This window comes from Collinsella sp. Sow4_E3 (assembly GCF_052116285.1).
Lineage (GTDB): Bacteria > Actinomycetota > Coriobacteriia > Coriobacteriales > Coriobacteriaceae > Collinsella.
The window spans coordinates 114,628-134,119 of the sequence record NZ_JBQKLJ010000004.1; the positions used below are offsets into that span (position 1 = coordinate 114,628).

General features: G+C 61.0%; 11 protein-coding genes. 5 read left to right on the plus strand and 6 right to left on the minus strand.

Annotation, left to right across the window (positions count from 1 at the left end):
* Positions 1-41: 41 nt before the first annotated feature.
* From ACTQ48_RS04435 to metK, 3 genes are all read right to left on the minus strand, one after another.
* Positions 42-1,499, minus strand: coding sequence for a L,D-transpeptidase (locus tag ACTQ48_RS04435; RefSeq protein ID WP_441570227.1), 1,458 nt, complete (start codon positions 1,497-1,499; stop codon positions 42-44).
* A gap of 416 nt (positions 1,500-1,915) precedes the next feature.
* Positions 1,916-3,523, minus strand: a complete 1,608-nt coding sequence (sdaAA, locus tag ACTQ48_RS04440) for an L-serine ammonia-lyase, iron-sulfur-dependent, subunit alpha (protein ID WP_441570228.1) — start codon at positions 3,521-3,523, stop codon at positions 1,916-1,918.
* 344 nt (positions 3,524-3,867) lie between these two features.
* The gene (gene metK, locus ACTQ48_RS04445; protein ID WP_427728191.1) at positions 3,868-5,148 is read right to left on the minus strand and encodes a methionine adenosyltransferase; all 1,281 of its coding nucleotides are present in this window, start codon (positions 5,146-5,148) and stop codon (positions 3,868-3,870) included.
* A gap of 326 nt (positions 5,149-5,474) precedes the next feature.
* On the opposite strand from metK, the gene gltX reads away from it, so the two are divergent.
* The 5 genes from gltX (at position 5,475) to ACTQ48_RS04470 (ending at position 12,727) form a co-directional block, all read left to right on the plus strand.
* Positions 5,475-6,950 (plus strand): glutamate--tRNA ligase, encoded by a 1,476-nt coding sequence (gene gltX, locus ACTQ48_RS04450; protein WP_441570229.1) that lies wholly within the window; start codon positions 5,475-5,477, stop codon positions 6,948-6,950.
* A 70-nt stretch (positions 6,951-7,020) separates the two neighbouring features.
* Complete coding sequence (gene priA, locus ACTQ48_RS04455; RefSeq protein WP_441570230.1) at positions 7,021-9,492, plus strand: replication restart helicase PriA; 2,472 nt, start codon at positions 7,021-7,023, stop codon at positions 9,490-9,492.
* A gap of 18 nt (positions 9,493-9,510) precedes the next feature.
* Complete coding sequence (gene def, locus ACTQ48_RS04460) at positions 9,511-10,047, plus strand: peptide deformylase (protein ID WP_118449363.1); 537 nt, start codon at positions 9,511-9,513, stop codon at positions 10,045-10,047.
* A gap of 362 nt (positions 10,048-10,409) precedes the next feature.
* Positions 10,410-11,330 carry a methionyl-tRNA formyltransferase gene (gene fmt, locus ACTQ48_RS04465; RefSeq protein WP_441570231.1) on the plus strand — a complete coding sequence of 307 codons (921 nt, stop codon included), beginning with the start codon at positions 10,410-10,412 and terminating at the stop codon, positions 11,328-11,330.
* On the plus strand, positions 11,327-12,727 hold the full coding sequence (locus ACTQ48_RS04470; RefSeq protein ID WP_441570232.1) for an RsmB/NOP family class I SAM-dependent RNA methyltransferase: 1,401 nt from the start codon (positions 11,327-11,329) through the stop codon (positions 12,725-12,727). The genes fmt and ACTQ48_RS04470 overlap by 4 nt, the downstream gene beginning before the upstream one ends.
* A gap of 460 nt (positions 12,728-13,187) precedes the next feature.
* On the opposite strand, the gene ACTQ48_RS04475 is transcribed toward ACTQ48_RS04470, so the two are convergent.
* From ACTQ48_RS04475 to glgA, 3 genes are all read right to left on the minus strand, one after another.
* Positions 13,188-13,424, minus strand: coding sequence for an FmdB family zinc ribbon protein (locus ACTQ48_RS04475; RefSeq protein WP_154518065.1), 237 nt, complete (start codon positions 13,422-13,424; stop codon positions 13,188-13,190).
* Positions 13,425-13,512: 88 nt separating this feature from the next.
* Positions 13,513-16,809, minus strand: a complete 3,297-nt coding sequence (locus ACTQ48_RS04480) for a 4-alpha-glucanotransferase (protein ID WP_441570233.1) — start codon at positions 16,807-16,809, stop codon at positions 13,513-13,515.
* Between the two features lie 219 nt (positions 16,810-17,028).
* Positions 17,029-19,446, minus strand: coding sequence for a glycogen synthase GlgA (glgA, locus tag ACTQ48_RS04485; RefSeq protein ID WP_441570234.1), 2,418 nt, complete (start codon positions 19,444-19,446; stop codon positions 17,029-17,031).
* Between the last annotated feature and the right edge of the window lie 46 nt (positions 19,447-19,492).

Below are 19,492 nucleotides of genomic sequence, written 5' to 3' on the forward strand. Positions count from 1 at the left end.
AGGTAGGTGACACGAGGCTTTGTTGTGTTGCATGTGATGTGCTATGAGTGCACGACCACGCATAGGCCTACGTTGATGCAATCGTGGAGTGCCTTGGCATCGGCCAGGCGCAAGTTGATGCAACCGTGGCTGCCGCACCATTTGTACGAATTTGGGTCGTCAAAGCTCTGATCGTTTTGCCATGTTGCATCATGGAAACCAACCATGTTGCCTTCAAACGGCATCCAATATGACACGGGGCTTTCGTATTTTGGTTTTCCGGTCTTTGGGTCTTTGGCACCGATGAGCTTGCTTGCGCCGTCATTGCTATTGATCTGCCAAACGCCCTCGGGAGTGGCATCCTCTCCCGGTTTGCCCGAGATAAAGTTGGCTTCCCAAACGATATTACCGTTCTCGTCATAGTAGCGCGCGTGCTGCTCGGACAGGTCGACGTCGATATACGCCTTCCAGTCGGGCTCTCCCTTTGCGGTATAGGTGTCGGCCTTCTGGGAGTACTTAATCTCGATTTCGCCGGTCTGCTTGTTGTTAATGGCGTCCTCGACCTGCTTGGCAAGCGCGTCGCTATCGACGGACCAGCCAAAGTCACCGCCCTCGACGGCACATTCTTTGCCGTCGGCACGCGTCCACCAGCGGGTGGTGCCCACGGTATTAAAGCCGTTGGCGAGCTCGGCTGCCCAGCTACCGATCTGCGACGTATCGAGTGTGGGGTTGGCCGGATCGGCAAAGCTGATCCACTGCAACACGGAGCTGCCGTCGACCTTGCCGGCATCCTCGCCGTTGAGCTTGAGGGTCACGTTGACGCCCAAGAAGTTGTTGGCGGCATCGCATGCGGCCTGAATCTGATCATTGGTCAGCGTTTCATTGAGCGGCTCATAGGCATCGTTGCCGAGCTTGGAAAGATCTACGGTCTCGGCCAGCGAGGCAAGCTCGAGCTCGGCATACTTAATGACATGCTCGCGGTTGAGTTTTTCGTTGGAGCGCGCCTTCTCGACGGTAAACTTGCCGGCTTGCTCGTCATAGGAGCTATTGGCCTCGAACGTACCCGAACGGCCCTCGTTAAACTCGTCAATGGCGGCGCCCAGATCCTCCTCAAACTTCTTTTGGTCAAAGGTGTCAGAGAGCATGGACAGGTCGACGTCTTGTTCAAGATCGACTTCGTTGGAGGTAGCGGTTGTTTTGGTCTTGCCGCTTAAGGATTCCACAAGGCGGAACGGCCATATAAAGGCTTCGTTGCGGCTGATGATTTCTTTTGCGGCAGCTTCGCCGTCGACGATGGGTTCATCGGACTCGGGCTGATAAGTCCAGTTAAAGTCATCGCCTGTCACGGTGAGCTTATAGTGCTTCCATGCCGAGTTGACCTTAGTGGCAGCAGACGAAGCGTTGGAGAACGAGACGTCGACGCCGGCAATGGTGGTGTTGGGGTAGGCTACCTGCGAAAATGCGACAACGCCAACAATGTAAACGACAACAATGAGGCCCAGAGCAACGAAAAGGGTCATTTTCGCCCCGGATTTTTTCCCGTTGGCGTGGTTCTCTGACCCACGGGGGCCCTTGTGATGGTTTTGGGTGTGTGAAGGCGCGTGCTTAGTCGCTTTATTGCTCTGACGCTGCTGATACGCATGAGGGTTCTGTCGCTGTGAGGTGTTTCCCAAACCATGCTTTGTGCTACGCGTTGGCGTAATGGGGCGCGGCGACTGGACGCCGTCGGTAGGCCTAGAAGGCTGTTTAGGATCGGGAATCAGTTGGGTGCGGTCGTTTTGCGACATCGTATGCATATCCTTCGAGTTTCGCCTTGCGGCTCATCGTGTTTTTACTGGGCTTGCATTATAGCGATTACCTAGTTGTTTGTGGTATTGAAACGGTGGCATTGGCAAGAGGTTGGACATTTGTCCCACCTCTTGTTTTGGACTGTTCTTTATCCGCACACGCCGCATTTTGCACAGGCCGAAAGCGCGGCCGGAGCTTGTGCAATGCCGCCCTTTGCCGTCTCGCGCAGCGTGGCCGGCAACGCGTGGCCCACCGAGAGCATGACGTGTGCCATCTGGTCAAACGGCACCAGGCTCTTAATGCCGGCGAGGGCGAGCTGCGCCGAGCTAAATGCGGCCGCCACGCCGATCGCGTTGCGGTTTTGGCATGGCACTTCGACAAGGCCGCCCACGGGATCGCATACAAGACCAAGCAGATTGCTCAGTGCGATAGAGCTAGCGTCGAGTGCCTGCTCGGGCGTGCCGCCCAGCATCTGGACTAGCGCGGCAGCGGCCATGGCGGCGGCGCTGCCCACCTCAGCCTGACATCCGCCTTCGGCACCCGCGACGCAGGCACTTGTGGTGAGGTTGAGACCAATCGCGGCAGAGCAGTAGAGTGCGTCCATGACCTGTTCGTCATCGAGCTGTAGATGGTCGGCGAGCGCCAACACGCAGCCGGGCACGACGCCCGCAGAGCCGGCCGTGGGGGCGGCGACGATGACGCCCATGGTGGCAGAGCGCTCAAGCACGGCCATGGCGCGGGCTACGGCTTCGGTTTGGACGGCGCCCATCAGGTTTGTGCTCAGATCGTTGCGGCATGTGGCGTCGACGAGTTTTGCCTCGCCGCCGATAAGCCCGCCGAGCGAGCGCTGCGGTGCGGCGATGGGCGCCGTTGTCTCCTCGCGCATGACCTCGAGTACGCGGCGCATGGCGGCGACGGCGTGCTGCTCGCCGGTCAGGCGGGCTTCGCGTACGGCCATGACGGCGCCAATGTTGAGGCCTAGTTCGGCGCAGGCGTCGAGGAGCTGTTCGCCATCGTCGAAGATTTCCTTGGCGGAAACGCCGGGGGAGAGCGATGAGGCCGAGCCGGGAAGCTCAATGAAGGTGGCGTAATCGACATGGTCGAGCATGCGTAGCATGGGAACGACGATGTCATCGGGGGTGCCGTCGGTCTCAAAGACGGAATAAGCTTGGCCGCCTACCTCGGTGCGGTAGGTGCGGCAGAAGGCAATGTTTACGTGTTCGTAGGCGAGCTGGTTCGTGAGCGCGGCGAGAACGCCGGGGACGTCTTGGTGCGCCACAAACAGGGTGGAATACATGCCCGAGATATCGACGCCGACGCCGTTGATGCGGCTGATGCGCATCTTGCCGCCGCCAAGGCTCTCGCCGCGGACCTGCGCCGTGGCGCCCGTGTCATCGACCATGTCGATGTCGACGGTGTTGGGGTGGATGGAGGCGTCGTCGCCCTTAATGTCAAAGTGATAGCTGAGGCCCCGCTCGCGCGCGAGGTCAAAGGCCTGCTTGATGTTTTCGTCGTCGGTGTCGAGGCCCAAGATGCCCGCGACGAGTGCGCGGTCGGTGCCATGGCCGCGGTAGGTGTGGGCAAAGGAGTTCCACAGGCCAAAGGTGACCTTGGTGATGCGGCCTTCCAGCAGGCTGGCGGCAACCTGGGCGCAACGCAGGGCGCCGGCGGTGTGCGATGAGCTGGGGCCGACCATGATGGGGCCCAAGATCTCGAATGCCGAGGTCGTAGCTAGTGTTTGCGGCTTGCCTGCCATATGCGCTCCTGTTCTATCCCGTTGTCCCGAGGGGCGGGGCATACGCTGTCCCGCCGTTCCGAGGGCTTTAGTATTTGGTCGCCTGCTCGGACAGTCCTGACTCGCACGGAGAGCACATTAAGTGCTCTCCGGCTCGTGCGGAACTCGCGATCGACCAAATACTAAAGTCCTCGGAACTTAGGATACATGGTTGGAGTCGCTCTGCTGCAAAATTTATCGGCCTGTGACCTATTCCATGTCCCAGGTCGGCTCATCTTCACCACCTTTAAATAAAAAAGAGGTACCGGTTGTTCCGGTACCTCTTTTTGGTGCGTTTTTATTTGGCTGTGGCTTTTCTCGTTAGCTTACAGGCCGCAGGCTGCTTTGAGTTCGTCGATGCGGTCCGTTTTCTCCCAGGTAAAGTCGGCGTCTTCACGGCCAAAGTGACCGTAGGCTGCCGTCTTTTCATAGATGGGGCGACGCAGGTCCAGGTCGCGGATGATTGCGCCCGGGCGCAGGTCAAAGGTCTTCTCCACGGCCTCGACGATCTTGTCCTCGGCAATATGCGCGGTGCCAAAGGTGTCGACCATGATCGACAGCGGCTTGGACACGCCGATGGCGTAGGCCAACTCGACCTCGCAGCGATCGGCCAGGCCGGCGGCGACTACGTTCTTGGCGACCCAGCGAGCGGCGTACGCGGCAGAGCGGTCGACCTTCGTGCAGTCCTTGCCGCTAAAGGCGCCGCCGCCGTGACGGCCGTAGCCGCCGTAGGTGTCGACGATGATCTTGCGGCCGGTCAGGCCCGTGTCGCCCATGGGGCCGCCCACGACAAAGCGGCCGGTGGGGTTCACATAGATATCGGCGCCATCCCACGGCATATTCTCGGCATCCATGACGGGTGCGATGACATGCTCGATGAGGTCGGCCTTGATCTTGCCCATGTCCTCAACTTCGGCAGCGTGCTGCGTGGAGATGACGATGGTTGTGACCTCCACGGGCTTTCCGTCCTCGTAGCGCACGGTGACCTGGGTCTTGCCGTCGGGGCGCAGATAGGGCAGGGTTCCGTCGTGGCGCACGGCGGACAGGCGTTCCGCCAGGCGGCTTGCCAGGTAGTGCGGCATGGGCATGAGGGTCTTGGTCTCGTTGGAGGCGTAGCCAAACATCATGCCCTGGTCGCCGGCACCGATCAGGTCGATCGGGTCGGTGGTAGCGCCGGTCTGGGTCTCAAATGACTCGTCGACGCCCTGGGCGATATCGGGGGACTGCTCGTGGATGAGGCTCATGACGCCGCAGGTATCGCAGTCAAAGCCAAACTTGGCGCGGTTATAGCCGATGCGGCGGATGACGCCACGGGCGATTTCCTGCACGTCGACGTATGCCTGGGTGCGAATCTCTCCGGCGACGATGACGGTGCCGGTGGTCACGAGGGTCTCGCAGGCGCAGCGGACGTTTTCAACGTTGGCGGGCACGCCGTTGGGCGCAATATAGCCCTGCTCCTGCAGCTCTATTTCTTTGGCGAGGATTGCGTCGAGGACGGCATCGCTGATCTGGTCGGCGATCTTATCGGGATGGCCTTCGGTCACCGACTCCGACGTAAACACAAAAGACCCCTGCTGGGGCGGGATGGAACGAAGCTCTTCTGACATGATTGTCCTTTCGAATAACGTGTCCCAGCGACCGTTACCATTCCGCTGGGCTCTGTATGCAGGGGCACATCATAGCGCGTAAATCCAACATTCACACCCTTTCCGCACCTACTCATGAGGTAGCTAATTTGGGACGGGGCTTTTTTAGCTACCCCGGCTGATAGTTTGCTGGTTTAGCCGATAGCCTGCCGGGGCAGCTAAAAAAGCCCCGTCCCAAATTAGCTACCCGGCCTCGATGACTGGGTCGGTGCCCTTTGTGCGGAGGTGGGCATTGTTGCTTTATACTGGTACGGTTAGACATCCATCCTGCAATCGAGGAGATTTCCATGGCATCAGACGTTCGCGTCCGCTTTGCACCCTCACCGACGGGCAAGCTGCACATCGGCGGCGCCCGCACCGCTATCTATAACTGGGCTTTTGCCCGCGCAAACGGCGGCACGTTCATCCTGCGCATCGACGACACCGATCCCACCCGCTCTACCGACGAGAACACGCAGATCATTCTGCGCGCTATGCGTTGGCTGGGCCTGGACTGGGACGAGGGTCCCGAGGTTGGCGGCGACTTTGGCCCTTATGCCCAGACCGAGCGCCTGGACCTGTACAAGCAGGCCGCCCAGAAGCTTTGGGACGAGGGCAAGGCCTATCCCTGCTTCTGCACCAAGGAGCAGCTCGAGGCCGACCGTAAGGCCGCCCAGGAGCGTAAAGACCCCTTCCAGGGCTACCAGCGCCGCTGTCGCGATCTCGATCCCGAGGAGGCACGCCGCCGCATCGAGGCCGGCGAGCCCTACGTCCTTCGCATCAAGGTGCCCGAGGACCGCGGCGATGTCGTCATCCACGACGCCGTCCACGGCGAGGTGACCTTCGACGCCAAGGAGCTCGACGACTTCGTCATCTTCCGCTCCGATGGCACGCCCACGTATAACTTCGCGACTGTCGTCGACGACGCCATGATGAAGATCACCCATGTCATCCGCGGCGACGACCATCTGTCCAACACCCCGCGCCAGGTCATGGTTTACGAGGCCCTCGGCGCCCCCGTTCCCACGTTCGCCCACATCTCCATGATCTTGGGTGCCGACGGCAAGAAGCTCTCTAAACGCCACGGCGCCACCTCGGTGGAGGAGTACCGCGACGCCGGCTACCTGTCCGACGCGTTCGTTAACTACCTGGCGCTGCTCGGCTGGTCGCTCGACGGCGAGACCACGATCATCCCGCGCGATGTTCTGGCCAGCAAGTTCTCGCTCGACCGCATTTCCAAGAACCCGGCGACCTTCGACCCCAAAAAGCTCGACTGGGTCAATGCCGAGTACATCAACAACATGTCCGACGCCCAGTTTGCCGACGAGATCATGATTCCCGAGCTGCACGAGGCCGGTATGATCGAGGGCAACATCGAGTACGGCGAGGACTGGATCGACGCGCTTGCCGCCATCGTCAAGCCGCGCACCAAGATGCCGGCCGACGCCGTGACCGTCGCCGCTCCCATCTTTGCCACGGCCGAGACGCTCGAGTATGACGAGAAGTCTGTCAACAAGGGTCTGGCCAAGGAAGGCATGGGCGCCATTCTGGATGCCGCCAAGGCCGCGCTCGAGGGCGTGGATGAGTGGACGGCTGCCAACATCGACGCCGCGCTTGAGCCGCTGCCCGAGCAGATGGACCTCAAGAAGCGCGTGGTGTTCCAAGCTGTGCGCGTCGCCGTCTGCGGTAACATGGTGAGCCCCCCGCTGGGCGAGACCATGGCGCTCGTCGGCCGCGACGACTGCTTGGCGCGCATCGACCGCGCCCGCACGATGGCGCTGTAGCAGCTGCGTAAACGCATGTTTCTGAGCCCCGTTCACCCGAGCGGGGCTCTTGTTTCTAAAGACGTATGGGATGGGAGGTACAGAGACCATGGCCGAGCAACTGTCGCTGTTTGGTTCGCCGGAACCGGATGAAGCTCCGAGGTCCACGGCCCCTGCCGCCGCCCCGGCGCAGCCCGAGCCCGCACCCGAACCCGTCTCCGCCTACGCGAGCGTGGTCCTCGACATCCCGACCCGTGCGCTCTCCGAGCCATTCGACTACGGCATCCCGCAGTCCCTTGCCAACGACGCCCAGATCGGGTCCACGGTCCTGGTCCACTTTGGCAACCGTGCGGCCGCGGGCTATATCGTCGATATCGCGCCCGAGCTGGGCGACCTGCAAGGCAACGACGCCCTCGACCTCTTGCGCATCAAGCCCATCGAGGCCATCCTCAGCAAGCCGCTCTTTACCGCCGAGGCTGCACGCATTGCGCGCTGGATGAGCCACGAGTACGTCGCGACGCTTTCCGAGTGCCTGCGTCTGTTCTTGCCTCCGGGCGGCAGCCCGCGTGTCGTGAAGGGTGATGACGGCGTGTGGACCGTTGAGCGCCCCGCTGTAAAACCCATCCAAAATCGTTGGGTCATGCTCACGCCCGAGGGATTCGACTACACGCCGCCCAAGACAGCGGTCCGTCAGCGTCAGCTCATCGACGCGCTCCAATGCGGCCCGGTCACGACGCGCGACCTCAACCTGCTCTACAACAGCATGTCGGCGACTATTAAAGCGCTCGAAAAACGCGGCGTCGTGGTGGTGGAGGAGCGCCGCGCCTGGCGTGGGTGTAGCGAGCAGACCACGTTGTCCTCGGCAAGCGGCAAGGCGCCGGTTTCTCTCACCAACGGCCAGCAGCAGGCGCTCGCCCAGATTGAACGCGCCCGCCTTGATGCCCATGGCGACGTGGTCCTTGTCGATGGCGTCACCGGTTCCGGTAAAACCGAGGTTTACCTCTCGGCGATTGAGCGCGTGCTGGCGGCCGGCCGTTCGGCCTGCGTGCTCGTGCCCGAGATCTCGCTGACAGCCCAGACCGTCGGCCGCTTCCGCTCGCGCTTTGGCGAGACGGTCGCGGTCTTCCACTCGCGACTTTCGGCCGGCGAGCGTCTGGACCAGTGGGATATGGTTGCCAGCGGTGCTGCGCGCGTGGTCGTGGGCGCCCGCTCGGCGCTCTTTTGCCCGCTCAGCGATCTTGGCCTCATCATCATCGACGAGGAGCACGAGACCAGCTACAAGCAGGGCTCCAGCCCGCGCTACCATGCGCGCGAGGTGGCTTCCGAGATGGCGCGCCGCTATCGGTGCCCGCTCGTGTTGGGCTCCGCCACGCCCTCGGCCGAGGCCCTCGACCGCTGTCGCCGCGGTATGTATAACGGTGCCACCTGGACGCGTGTCGAGATGCCCGAGCGCCCGGGACACGCCGTGCTGCCCACGGTCCGCATTGCCGACCTACGCCGCGAGTTCGCGCACGGCAGCCGCTCCATGTTCTCTAAACCGCTGATGGAAGGCCTGGAACGCGTGGTCGAGCGCCGCGAGAAGGCCGTACTGCTGCACAACCGCCGCGGTTTTGCGCCGTTTTTGATGTGCCGTGAGTGCGGCTGCGTCCCCACCTGCAACCACTGTTCTACCGCGCTCACGTACCACGAGCGCACGCACACGCTGCAGTGCCACACCTGCGGATCGTCCTGGCGCGTGCAGCCCTATCCGGCGCCCACGAGTCGTTGTCCCAAGTGCGGCAGCCGCTACCTGGCAAAAATGGGCCTGGGCACGCAGCAGATCGAGGACGCCCTACGCCAGATGCTGCCCGAGGATGTCGCCATCATTCGTATGGACGCCGATTCCACACGCGGCAAGGATGCGCACAAAAAACTACTCGAGCAGTTCGATGCCGCCGATTGCGCGGTGCTGCTGGGTACCCAGATGATTGCCAAGGGCCTCGATTTTCCCGAGGTCACGCTCGTGGGCGTGGTCAATGCCGACTTTGCGTTAAAGCTGCCCGATTTTAGGGCAGGGGAGCGCGCCTACGATTTGCTGGAACAGGTCGCCGGTCGCGCCGGCCGCGGCGATCGCCCCGGCGAGGTTATCATCCAGACGTATCTGCCCGAGGACCCGGTCATTCGCGCCGTTGCCGAGCACGACCGCTCGATCTTTACCGACTACGACCTGGACCAGCGCCGAGACGCGCTGTACCCGCCTTTCGTGCGTCTTGTCAACATTTTGGTGTGGTCGGCGAATCGTGATAATGCGCAGGACTACATTGGGCGCATCGCAAAGCTTCTCAAGCGCCGCTGGCATGCCACTGCTCCTGACTTTTTGCGAGCGGGGAGCGCCGTGCCGCAGGTGTTGGGCCCCGCTTCGTGTGTAATCGAGAGAGCCAAAGACCGTTACCGCTTCCATCTGCTTGTAAAGTCGCCGGTAGGGTACCATGTCTCTGATGATATCGACGCCTGCCTCAAAGAGGTGGGCTCCGTGCGCGGCGTGAGCGTGAGCGTTGACGTCGACGCCTATGATTTGATGTAACAACCCGAAAGGATGGCCATGGAAGCCAACGGAATCGTATTGTCGCCCGACCCTCGTTTGCGCCAGGAGTGCGCCGTCATCGAGGAGATCACCCCGGCGATCGAGGCGCTTGCCGAGAAGATGAAGAAGATGATGTTCGACAACGGCGGTTGCGGCCTGGCCGCCCCGCAGATCGGCGAGCTCATCCAGCTCGTCACCATCGACTGCGACTATACCGACAAGAACGACTATGACCCGTACGTGCTCATCAACCCTGTCATTGTTGAGCAGAGCGACCATCTGGTGCCGTTTAGCGAGGGCTGCTTGTCTATTCCCGGCATTAGCTGCGAGATCGAGCGTCCCGACCATGTCGTTGTCGAGGCATACGATCTGGACGCCAACCTGATTCGCTATGAGGCCTCGGGCGACCTGTTCTGCGTGTGCCTGCAGCACGAGATCGATCACCTGCACGGCAACACTATGTTCGAGCGACTCAAGCCGATGCAGCGCATCAAGGCCGTCAAGGAGTACCAGGACGCCCTGGCCCGCGGCGCTCGACCGGGCGAGACGGAGTAGGTCCCACCGTCCCCTTCCGCCGCAGGGCTTAGGTTTTGCTCCATGCTCAAACAGTCCTGCTCGCACGAAGAGCACATTAAGTGCTCTTCGGCTCGTGCGGAACTGCGCGTGGAGCAACAACCTAAGCCCTGCGGCGGAAGGGGACTGTGTTTTCGTGCTCCTTTTCGCCCGGGTGACGTCGGGCCAGGGAGGGGCGTCTTCGCTGATAATTGCTTTGTCGGAAGAGCTGCTTTTATTGCGGCTCTTTCTTTGGTTTTGGGTATATTTGTTCTTGTTGAATTGTTATTGCGGATGGGCTGGCGACTTGGCTTTCCGCTGTTATTTGTAGCCGTCTCGGTTTTGTTTGAGGGGAGACGTTCTTTATGCGTATTGTGTTTATGGGTACGCCAGATTTTGCTGTGCCGTCACTTACTTCGCTTGTTGAGGCTGGGAATGAGATTACGCTGGTAATTACGCGTCCCGATGCTGTTCGCGGGCGTGGTAAAAAATTGGAGCCGTCTCCTGTTAAGGCCAAGGCGCTTGAGCTTGGTCTGCCCGTTGTTGAGGCAAATCGTATGACGCCGGATGTTATTGATCGCCTTAAGGCTGCTGATGCCGATATTTTCTGTGTGGCTGCCTATGGCTGCATTTTGCCCGATGAGGTGCTGCATATGGCGCCGCTCGGTATTGTGAATGTTCATGCTTCGCTGCTGCCGCGTTGGCGTGGCGCTGCTCCCATTCAGCGTGCCATTCTTGCTGGTGACGAGGTTGCTGGCGTTTCCATTATGCGCATTGGGCATGGCGTGGATACGGGCGCTTATTGCGCGCAGGTGTCGACCTCGGTTGCCGGTAAACATGCCGAGGCACTGACCATGGAGCTTGGTGAGCTGGGCGGTAAGTTGCTTGCCGATACGCTTCCCTCGCTTGCCGATGGCTCGGCTGTTTGGACTGAGCAGGATGAGTTCCTTGTCACGCATGCTGCCAAGATTTCCAAGCAGGAGATGCGTCTGGATCCGCAGATGGGGGCGCTTGATTGCGTGCGTCATGTGCTTGCCTCTTCCGACACCGCTCCCGCTCGCTGCGTGATTGCCGGCAAGACCGTGCGCGTCCTCGATGCCGCGCCGGCAGATGTATCGCTTGGTGAGGGGCTCGTCGCCGTTCAGGCCAAGCGCGTCTACCTGGGCCTGTCCGATGGCGCGGTCGAACTGCTCGAGGTTAAGCCCGATGGTAAGCGTGCTATGGCTGCTTCTGCCTGGGCTGCCGGCCTGCAGGGTGCGGATCTTTCGTGGGGTGTTTTGTCATGAGTAAGCTTTCCCCCGCGCGCAAGCTCGCGCTCGATGTTTTGATGGAGGCCGATCGCCGCGGCATGTACGCGCGTGACGTGCTCTCGTCCCGCGCCTCGGCCAAGGCCATTGACCAGCGCGATTCTGCTTTCGCCGCTCGTTTGGCACTGGGCGTTGCAGCCACCCAGGGCATTTTGGATGAGCTGCTCGACCAGTTTCTCGATAAGCCCAAAAAGGTCGCGCCCCGTGTGCGCATGGCACTACGTATCTCGGCCTTCGAGATGCTCTACCTGCATACCCCGGGTCGCGTTGCGGTGAGTCAGGGCGTTGAGCTCGTGCGCAGCGGTGCTAAGTCTGCCGCCGGTCTGGCGAACGCCGTGCTGCATAAGGTTGCGAACAACATCGAGGACTTTGCCACTGCGGCGGATGCCGATGAGTCCGAGCGCCGTTTGGTTCGCCTATCTCGCCTGATGGGCATGCCGCGCTGGCTGTGCGCTCGCATTATGGCGTCGTTCGATACACCCGAGGGCGCTTTCGGCTTTGCCGGCAATCTGGCGCCCGCGCCGCTGGCTTTGCACGAGAATGCCTTTGCAACCAAACCCGATCCGTACATTTCGCAGCTTGTGGCACCCGTGTTCCCGGGTTGCCATGCGCCGGTCGACGCGCAGGCCACGGTTGCGTCGGGTGTGTTTGAGCGCGCAGCTGCCGTGGCCTCGGACCTTAACGCCCAGCTCATCGCTACCGCGGCGACCCGTCCCGGGCGTTGTCTAGAGATTGGCGCCGGTCGTGGCACTAAGACCTATGTGATGATGTGCCAAGCCAAGCGTGCCGGTTATGACCGCCAGCACACCGCACTCGATTTGCACGACCGCAAGTGCGACCAGAATCTCGCACGTCTGCATAAGGCGGGTATTACGGGTGTTCGTACGGTGTCGGGCGATGCCTGCGAGCTCAATGAGGTGCTCACGTCCTTTGACGCGATGCTTGGCGAGCCTGCCCTGTTCGACACGGTGTTTATCGATGCTCCGTGCTCGGGCACCGGCACCATGCGCCGTCATCCCGAGATACCGTGGCGCCTTGCCGAGGGCGACGTTACGACTGAGTTGCCCCGCCTGCAGCTGACGATGCTCAAGGAAGCAGCCGCGCGCGTGGCTGCCGGCGGTGAGCTTATCTATGCCACCTGCTCGGTCTTCGACGAGGAGAACACGCAGGTCGTTGATGCCTTCCTAGCCTCTCCCGAGGGCGCCGGCTTTTCCGTGGCGCCGCTCTCCGAAGCCCAGATTTTGCAGCTCCCCGATTTCGCGCAGGCCAAGAAGCTTGTCTCCGTACGCCAGAACGACCGTGGACTTTTCCAGAGCGTCCCCGCAAACGCCGATTCCTACGACGGCCACTTCTGCGCCAGACTAGTCCGCAAGTAAAACGGATTCCAAGGGTAGCTAATTTGGGACGGGGCTTTTTTAGCTGCCCTGGCCGCCAGTCGGCCAAACATTTGCGTTATCAGCTGGGGCAGCTAAAAAAGCCCCGTCCCAAATTAGCTAAAGAGTGGGAAAAATAGCCCCGTTTCATACTTGCTGCTATCAAAAGTAGAGCGGATTACGGGGCAAGATTGGTGATGCCTGACCACAGCAAAAATGGCCTAAATAAAACCGCAGGTAGATGGTTTGTTGAAATTTGCAAATTACCGGAATGGATAGAGGTTGCCAATTCGGCCCCGTAATCCGGCAGGGTTTTGAAATGTTACAAACTTAGCATCAGCCCGAAATCCGATCTAAAGAAAAGTTGCGGTGAAATGGATCCTGTTTGGCCGTTGAAAGGGCTGATTCAGGAACTATTTCACCGCAACTCATCAGGAAGCCTGGGTGTCGGGACCGCTTGTCGCTAGTGGTTATGTGGGCAGTCGGCGCAGCAACCGCTTGTGGCGCTGGTGCTGGACCCGCCACTGCGCTGGTCGGTGTTGTAGAAACCGCTGCCGTCGAACTTAATGCCGCTGGCCGAGAACGTCTTGGATGCCGGGGCGCCGCAGCTGGGGCATACAACCTCGGGAGTCTCGGACATGGGGTGCTCAACCTCAAAAACGTTGCCGCAGCTCGTGCACTTATATTCGTAGCGCGCCATAATACTTCCTTTTCAGCACAAAGCGGGCAGATCGCTCTGCCCGCAAAAATTCAAACGTTTGTAACTGTACCCTATATCGGGGGTTTTATCACGCTTCGCCCCAGAATCTATGGGTGCTGCGCAGGAGCTTCGCAGTTTTCTCTTCGGCCTCCGCAACGTCTGCCTCTTGTGCCTGCCACGTCCAGTTGCCTGTGGCTACACCCGGCACGTTCATACGTGCGTCATCGCCCAGCCCCAGCACATCCTGCAGCGGCATCATCACCAGGGGGGCGTCGCTTGCGAGCGCGTCGCCCATCAGCTTGGCCGCTACCTCAGCACCGCTCGGCTCGTCGCCGCCTGCAAAGGAGCGCGTGCACCAGCCAGCGAGCGTCGAAGTGTCGTGCGTCGAGGTGTACAGGATTTTGCCCGGCGTGGGATGAATTCCGCAGCGAACGTCGTAGTCACTAAACTCCAGTACGTCCATGCCGGGAAAACCGCAGGTCGAAGCCATAGCGCGAACGCCTGGCGTCAGATAGCCCAGATCCTCGGCAATAAAATTGAGCGGACCCAGCTCGTCGTAGGCGGTCTGGAACAGGTCCTTGCCCGGACCAGCAAGCCAGCGGCCGTCGGCACAGGCTTTGCCAGCGGGAATGCTAAAGTAGTTGTGGAAGCCCAGGAAGTGGTCCAGGCGCACGCGGTCGTAGAGCGCGAACGCTCGGCGCAGGCGATCGAGCCACCAGCGATAGCCGCTCTCCTTCATGTGATCCCAGCGGAAGGTGGGGTTGCCCCACACCTGACCTTCGGGCGCAAAGTTGTCGGGCGGCGCACCGGAGATCTCGATTGCCTTGCCGGTATCGGACAGCCAGAAGTTCTCGGGCTCGCTCCACGCATCTGCCGAATCGTCCGATACATACATCGGGATATCGCCGATGACCTCGATGCCCTTCTTGTGCGCATAGTTCATGAGCTCGCACCAAGCCAGGTCAAAGCGGTACTGCATGTACGCCTGAAGCTCGGCCTCGTCGTGGAAGCGCTTGTCGTCGATCAGATGCTCGTTGTAGCGCGCGACATCTGCCGGCCAATTGTGACGCGACTCGCCCTCAAAGTATTTCTTAACGGCCATGTAGACGCAGTACTTCTCGAGCCAATCGGCATTACGATGTTTAAACGCGGTGTACAGCGGGTCGGCATCTTCGCCGCCGCGGGCCTTCCAAGAAGCGAAGTCGGCGGCCAGCTCCTCGTGACTCTCGGGCAGCAGGTCGATGTTACCCGCAAAAGCCGAGGGTCCGGCATAGGGGGAGCGGAAGAAATCCGTCGGGTTGACGGGCAGGACCTGCCAGTAGCGCATGCCCATGGCGGCCAGGTGGTCGATAAAGCGGCGCGTGGGTGCGCCGATCGTACCCGGCTTGCCATCGTCAGTCGGCACCGAGGTAATGTGGCACACGACGCCCGCACCATGATCGAGCGGCTCTTGCAGGCGCCTCTCGGCATGGTGATAGATGATCGAAGAGCCCAGTGGATACAGATCGAGTGTGACCGTGCCGTTGTGGATCTCGCACTCGTGACCGCTGATCACGTCACTCGCGCATTCACCGAGCGCCGGAATCGTCACGCGGTGCGAATTGCGCAGGCTGCGGTTGATGATAACGGTCGCAGCCTCGCCGTCTTTGCCCGTGCGGGTGTAGGCTAGGACGTCGTCGTTAAGCGCGAAGGCCTTGATCTCGCCGTCAACCATAAAAGGCAACGCGCGGCGCAGGGCGGATGCGTTCTTCACGATGGCCAACGTATCGAAATCGTGGAGCTGGTCCTTTGTCGGCAGGGTACGGCGGTTGCCCGGATCGGTGAGGCCCTCCAGGCCGTACTCATCGCCATAATAGATCGAGGGCACGCCGGGGAAGGTCATCTGCATGAGCGTCGCCAACCAAAAGCGCCTCTTGGCCAGGTCCATGGAGTTCTCGTCCAAGCGCCATTTGCTACGCTCGCTCTCGGGTAGCTGCGACTCGTCGGGACCACCGCCGAGCACCGAGATAATGCGCGGACGGTCGTGGCTCGAAAGCAGATTGAGCGCGCAGGCCAGTGCCTCGCGCGGGTAGTTCTCGCGCAGTGTCTCGATGTCCTCGGCAGCCTGATAGGCATCTCTGTAGCCCATCAAAAAGCCGATGACCATGTCGCGGAAGGGGTAGTCCATGGCGGAATCGAGTTCGGAGCCCTGCAGATAACGGCGCAGATGGCCATAGCTGATCTTGTTGGAGGCGTCCTCCCAGACTTCGCCGAGCAGCAGCGCATCGGGCTTCTCTTCGAGCACGGCGGCCTTGATATCGGCCAGGAAGTCATCGGAAAGCTCGTCGGCCACATCGAGTCGCCAGCCGTGGGCACCGGCGCGCAGCCACTTGCGAATGACGCCGTCCTTGCCTAGAAGCTTTTTACGCACGAGCTCGGAATTCTCGTTGAGGGCGGGCATGTTGCTCACGCCCCACCAGCAGTCATACGAGCCGTCCTCGTGGAAGGTAAACGCATCGCGCCACGGGGAGTCCTCGCTCTGCCACGCGCCGACGCCGGGATAGTTGCCGTAGCGGTTAAAGTAGATCGAGTCGTCGCCCGTATGGTTGAAGACGCCGTCCAGGATGATGGAAATGCCGAGCTTCTCGGCCGCCTCGCATAGCTCCGTAAAGTCCTGCTCGGTTCCCAGAATCGGGTCGATTTTGGTGTAATCGGCCGTGTCGTAGCGGTGGTTGCTCGCGGCCTCAAAGATCGGGTTGAGGTAGATGGCCGTAAAGCCCAGCTCGGCGATGCGGGGCAGGTCATTTTGGATACCCTTGAGAGAACCGCCGTAAAAATCCCAGGTCTTGATGGATCCGTCCTCGGCACGCTCGTACACGGGCGGCTCGTTCCAGTCCTCGACCATGCGACGCTGGATTCCGTTACGCGGTTTTTCGACCTCGGCCAGCGTGCGTTCGCGCCAGTTTTCGTCGCGGGCGTAGCGGTCGGGGAAGATCTGGTAGACCATGCCGTGCTCGTACCAGGTGGGACGGTTCTCGCGGTGCTTGTAGACGGTAATCTGGAAGGACGGAACCTCGGCGTAGTCGTATACAACGCCCTCGCCGCCGGTGCGACCCTGCGGCGCACCCAAGCGGACCTCGGACTGGCCTTCGATATTGCATATAAAGCTGTACCATACAAGACAGGGCTCGGCGCAGTTGAGCTCACCGGTAAAGATGCCATCGCCCTTGTGCTCCATGGGGATCAAGGTCTCTCCGGTGCCGTCGACCCAAGTGCGCAGGGTGAGCGTTGCCTGGTTGGGGTCGGCATCCTCCAAAATCACCGAAAGCGAAACGGAAGTTCCAGTGGTCACAGCGCCAAAAGGAGTGCGAAACTGCGTCAGGCGGCTGTTGTGTATCAATCTCATAGTACGGTCCAGTTCTATACAATCATGGCCAGCGGGTCATGGGCTTAACGCACAGTGCATAAGTATATCCGTTGCACTTTAGTTGTATAAACTACAGTCGCTCACTATCGGCGAACGGTTGTCCTAGAAAATCGTTTTACCAACTATCTACAGAGAAGGGGCGCCCGGTTGGAGCGCCCCTTGTTAAGGGTTTTTATTAGGTTTTAGATCGTCTGTGGGCTAGTGGCGCTTGCGGGTGGCCGTTGCCTTGCGGACGGAGGTCTTCTTGGTCGGAGCCTTTTCCTCGGCTGGAGCGGCGGGGGAGACCGGGGCCTTCTTGGCGGGTTCGGTCTTTGCCGTAGCCTTCGGAGCGGTCTTGACCTCGGCGGCCTTCGGTTCCGGTTCGGCCTCTACTGCGGGTTTGTCCTTGGCTTTAGCCTCTGCCTTGGGAGCGGCTGTCTTGGTCGTAGCCTTCTTGGCCGTTGTCGTGGCGCGCTTGCGTGTGGTGGTCTTGGCGGCCGGCTTTGCCTCGACAGCTGCCTCGGCCTTGGGCTCGGAGGGCGCCTCCTCGACCTTGACGGCGGGCTTTGCAGTAGCCTTCGGGGCCGTCTTCGCGGCGGCCTTCGTCGTAGCAGCCTTGGTCGCCGGCGACTTCGTAGCCGTGGCCTTCTTGGCGGTTGCGGTCTTGGTTGCGGTCTTGGTCGCGGTCGTCTTCTTGGCAGCGGTCTTGGCCGGAGCCTTTGCCGCGGTCTTAGCCTCGGCAGTGGTAGCCTCAGCGGTGGCCTCGGCCTTTACCTCGGGAGCGGCCTCGGCTTCGACGGCCTTCTTGGCAGCGGCGGTCGTACGCTTACGCGTGGTGGTTGCCTTGGCAGCGGTGGTCTTGCTCGTAGCGGCCTTCGTGGTCGTGGCCTTCTTAGACGTCGTCTTGCGGGTCGTCGTCTTCTTGGCGGCAGGCTTCGCCGTGGGCTTTACCTCGCCGTCGACAGCCGGCTTCTCCTCGGCCTTGGGCTCCTCGGCCTTGGGCTCCTCGGCCTTGGGCTCCTCGGCCTTGGGCTCCTCGGCAGCAACCGGCTCCTTAACGGGTGTCGCAGGCTCGGCCTCAGCGGCAACCGGCTCCTCCACAGCCGCAGCAGCCTCAACAGCCACCGGCTCCTCCACAACCGCAGCAGCCTCCACTGCCACCGGCCTCTCAATCTCTGGGTGCATAAAGAAATACAGGTCCAGATACTTATCGGCCGAACGTGTCCAGCTAAAGTCCTGGCTCATGGCCTGCGTGACCAGCTGATCCCAGGCCTTGCGGTTATCCCAGAACAGGCGAGCCGCACGGAACACCGCGTCGCCCATCTCGTCGCCGTTAAAGTGACTAAATGAGAAGCCCGTGCCCTCGCCGGTAAACTCGTTGTACGGTTGCACGGTGTCCTTCAGGCCACCGGTCTCGCGCACAATGGGCAGGGTGCCGTAGCGCATGGCGATGATCTGCGACAGGCCACACGGCTCAAACTTCGAGGGCATCAGGAACATATCGGCGGCGGCGTACATGCGCTGCGAAAGTGCCGGGTCAAACTCGATACGCGCCGCCATGGTGCCGGGGTATTTGCCCTGGAAGTAGCGCAGGCCGTCCTCGTAGTCGCGGTCGCCGGTACCCAGCACGGCCACCTGAACGCCACCGGACAGGATACGGTCGAGCGCGTACATGACCAGGTCCATGCCCTTCTGTCGCGTCAGGCGCGTGACCATCACCATAAGCGGGCGGTCGTCGCGAATCTCGAGCCCCAACTCCTCCTGCAGTTTGGCCTTGCATACGGCCTTCCCCGCGCGGTCATCAACCGTGTAGTTGGCGGCAATGCGCTTGTCGGTCGCCGGATCAAAACCCACAACGTCAATGCCGTTGAGGATACCCTGCAGAGCGTACGAACGCTCGCGCAGCACACCGTCCAGGCCCTCGCCAAACTCGGGCGTCTGGATCTCGCCCGCATAGGTGGGGCTCACCGTGGTGATGGCATCGGCATAGTGCAACGCGCCCAGCATATAGTTAATGCTGCAGGCGTCACAGCGCAACTGCGTGGCGGCTGCCGGAATATGCGCCATACCCAGTATGTCTTCCATCACGGTGTCGCTAAACTGGCCCTGGAACGCCACATTGTGGATCGAGAACACGGTCTTGACGCGGTCGTACAGCGGCAGGCCTTGGTAGAACTCTCGCAAGAACACGGGCGCCAGCGCCGTCTGCCAGTCGTTGCAGTGCAGGATGTCGCACTCAAAGCCTTCGGGCAGGTGCTGCAGGCTCTCGGTGATGGCCTTGGAGAAAAACGCGAAGCGCTCGCCGTCGTCAAAGAAGCCGTAGGGATAGTCGCGCGCAAAGTAGTGCTCGTTGTCCACGAACATATAGGTGACGCCGTCGTGCTCGAGCTTCTCCAACCCGCAGTACTCGTTGCGCCAGCTCAGGCTCACGTAAAAGTCGGCAAAGTGCTCCATCTGCGCCTTGTACTCGTCCTTGATGGTGGCGTACTTGGGCACCATCACAATGACTTCGGCGCCAGCGCGCACGAGTGCCGCAGGCAGCGAGCCCGCCACGTCACCCAAGCCGCCGGTCTTAACAAACGGCGCGCACTCGGCCGAGGCAAACACGATCTGCATCTTTTTGCTGGTTTGTGCCATTATGTCTCCCATGTTGCAATTCGAGAATAGTCGCCTGGCGCTAACC

What these genes read in the sequence shown, in the direction of transcription:
- ACTQ48_RS04435 (WP_441570227.1), bottom strand. Translation starts at nt 1,499, where the DNA reads ATGACCCTTTTCGTTGCTCTGGGCCTCATTGTTGTCGTTTACATTGTT.
- sdaAA (WP_441570228.1), bottom strand. Translation starts at nt 3,523, where the DNA reads ATGGCAGGCAAGCCGCAAACACTAGCTACGACCTCGGCATTCGAGATC.
- metK (WP_427728191.1), bottom strand. Translation starts at nt 5,148, where the DNA reads ATGTCAGAAGAGCTTCGTTCCATCCCGCCCCAGCAGGGGTCTTTTGTG.
- gltX (WP_441570229.1), top strand. Translation starts at nt 5,475, where the DNA reads ATGGCATCAGACGTTCGCGTCCGCTTTGCACCCTCACCGACGGGCAAG.
- priA (WP_441570230.1), top strand. Translation starts at nt 7,021, where the DNA reads ATGGGAGGTACAGAGACCATGGCCGAGCAACTGTCGCTGTTTGGTTCG.
- def (WP_118449363.1), top strand. Translation starts at nt 9,511, where the DNA reads ATGGAAGCCAACGGAATCGTATTGTCGCCCGACCCTCGTTTGCGCCAG.
- fmt (WP_441570231.1), top strand. Translation starts at nt 10,410, where the DNA reads ATGCGTATTGTGTTTATGGGTACGCCAGATTTTGCTGTGCCGTCACTT.
- ACTQ48_RS04470 (WP_441570232.1), top strand. Translation starts at nt 11,327, where the DNA reads ATGAGTAAGCTTTCCCCCGCGCGCAAGCTCGCGCTCGATGTTTTGATG.
- ACTQ48_RS04475 (WP_154518065.1), bottom strand. Translation starts at nt 13,424, where the DNA reads ATGGCGCGCTACGAATATAAGTGCACGAGCTGCGGCAACGTTTTTGAG.
- ACTQ48_RS04480 (WP_441570233.1), bottom strand. Translation starts at nt 16,809, where the DNA reads ATGAGATTGATACACAACAGCCGCCTGACGCAGTTTCGCACTCCTTTT.
- glgA (WP_441570234.1), bottom strand. Translation starts at nt 19,446, where the DNA reads ATGGCACAAACCAGCAAAAAGATGCAGATCGTGTTTGCCTCGGCCGAG.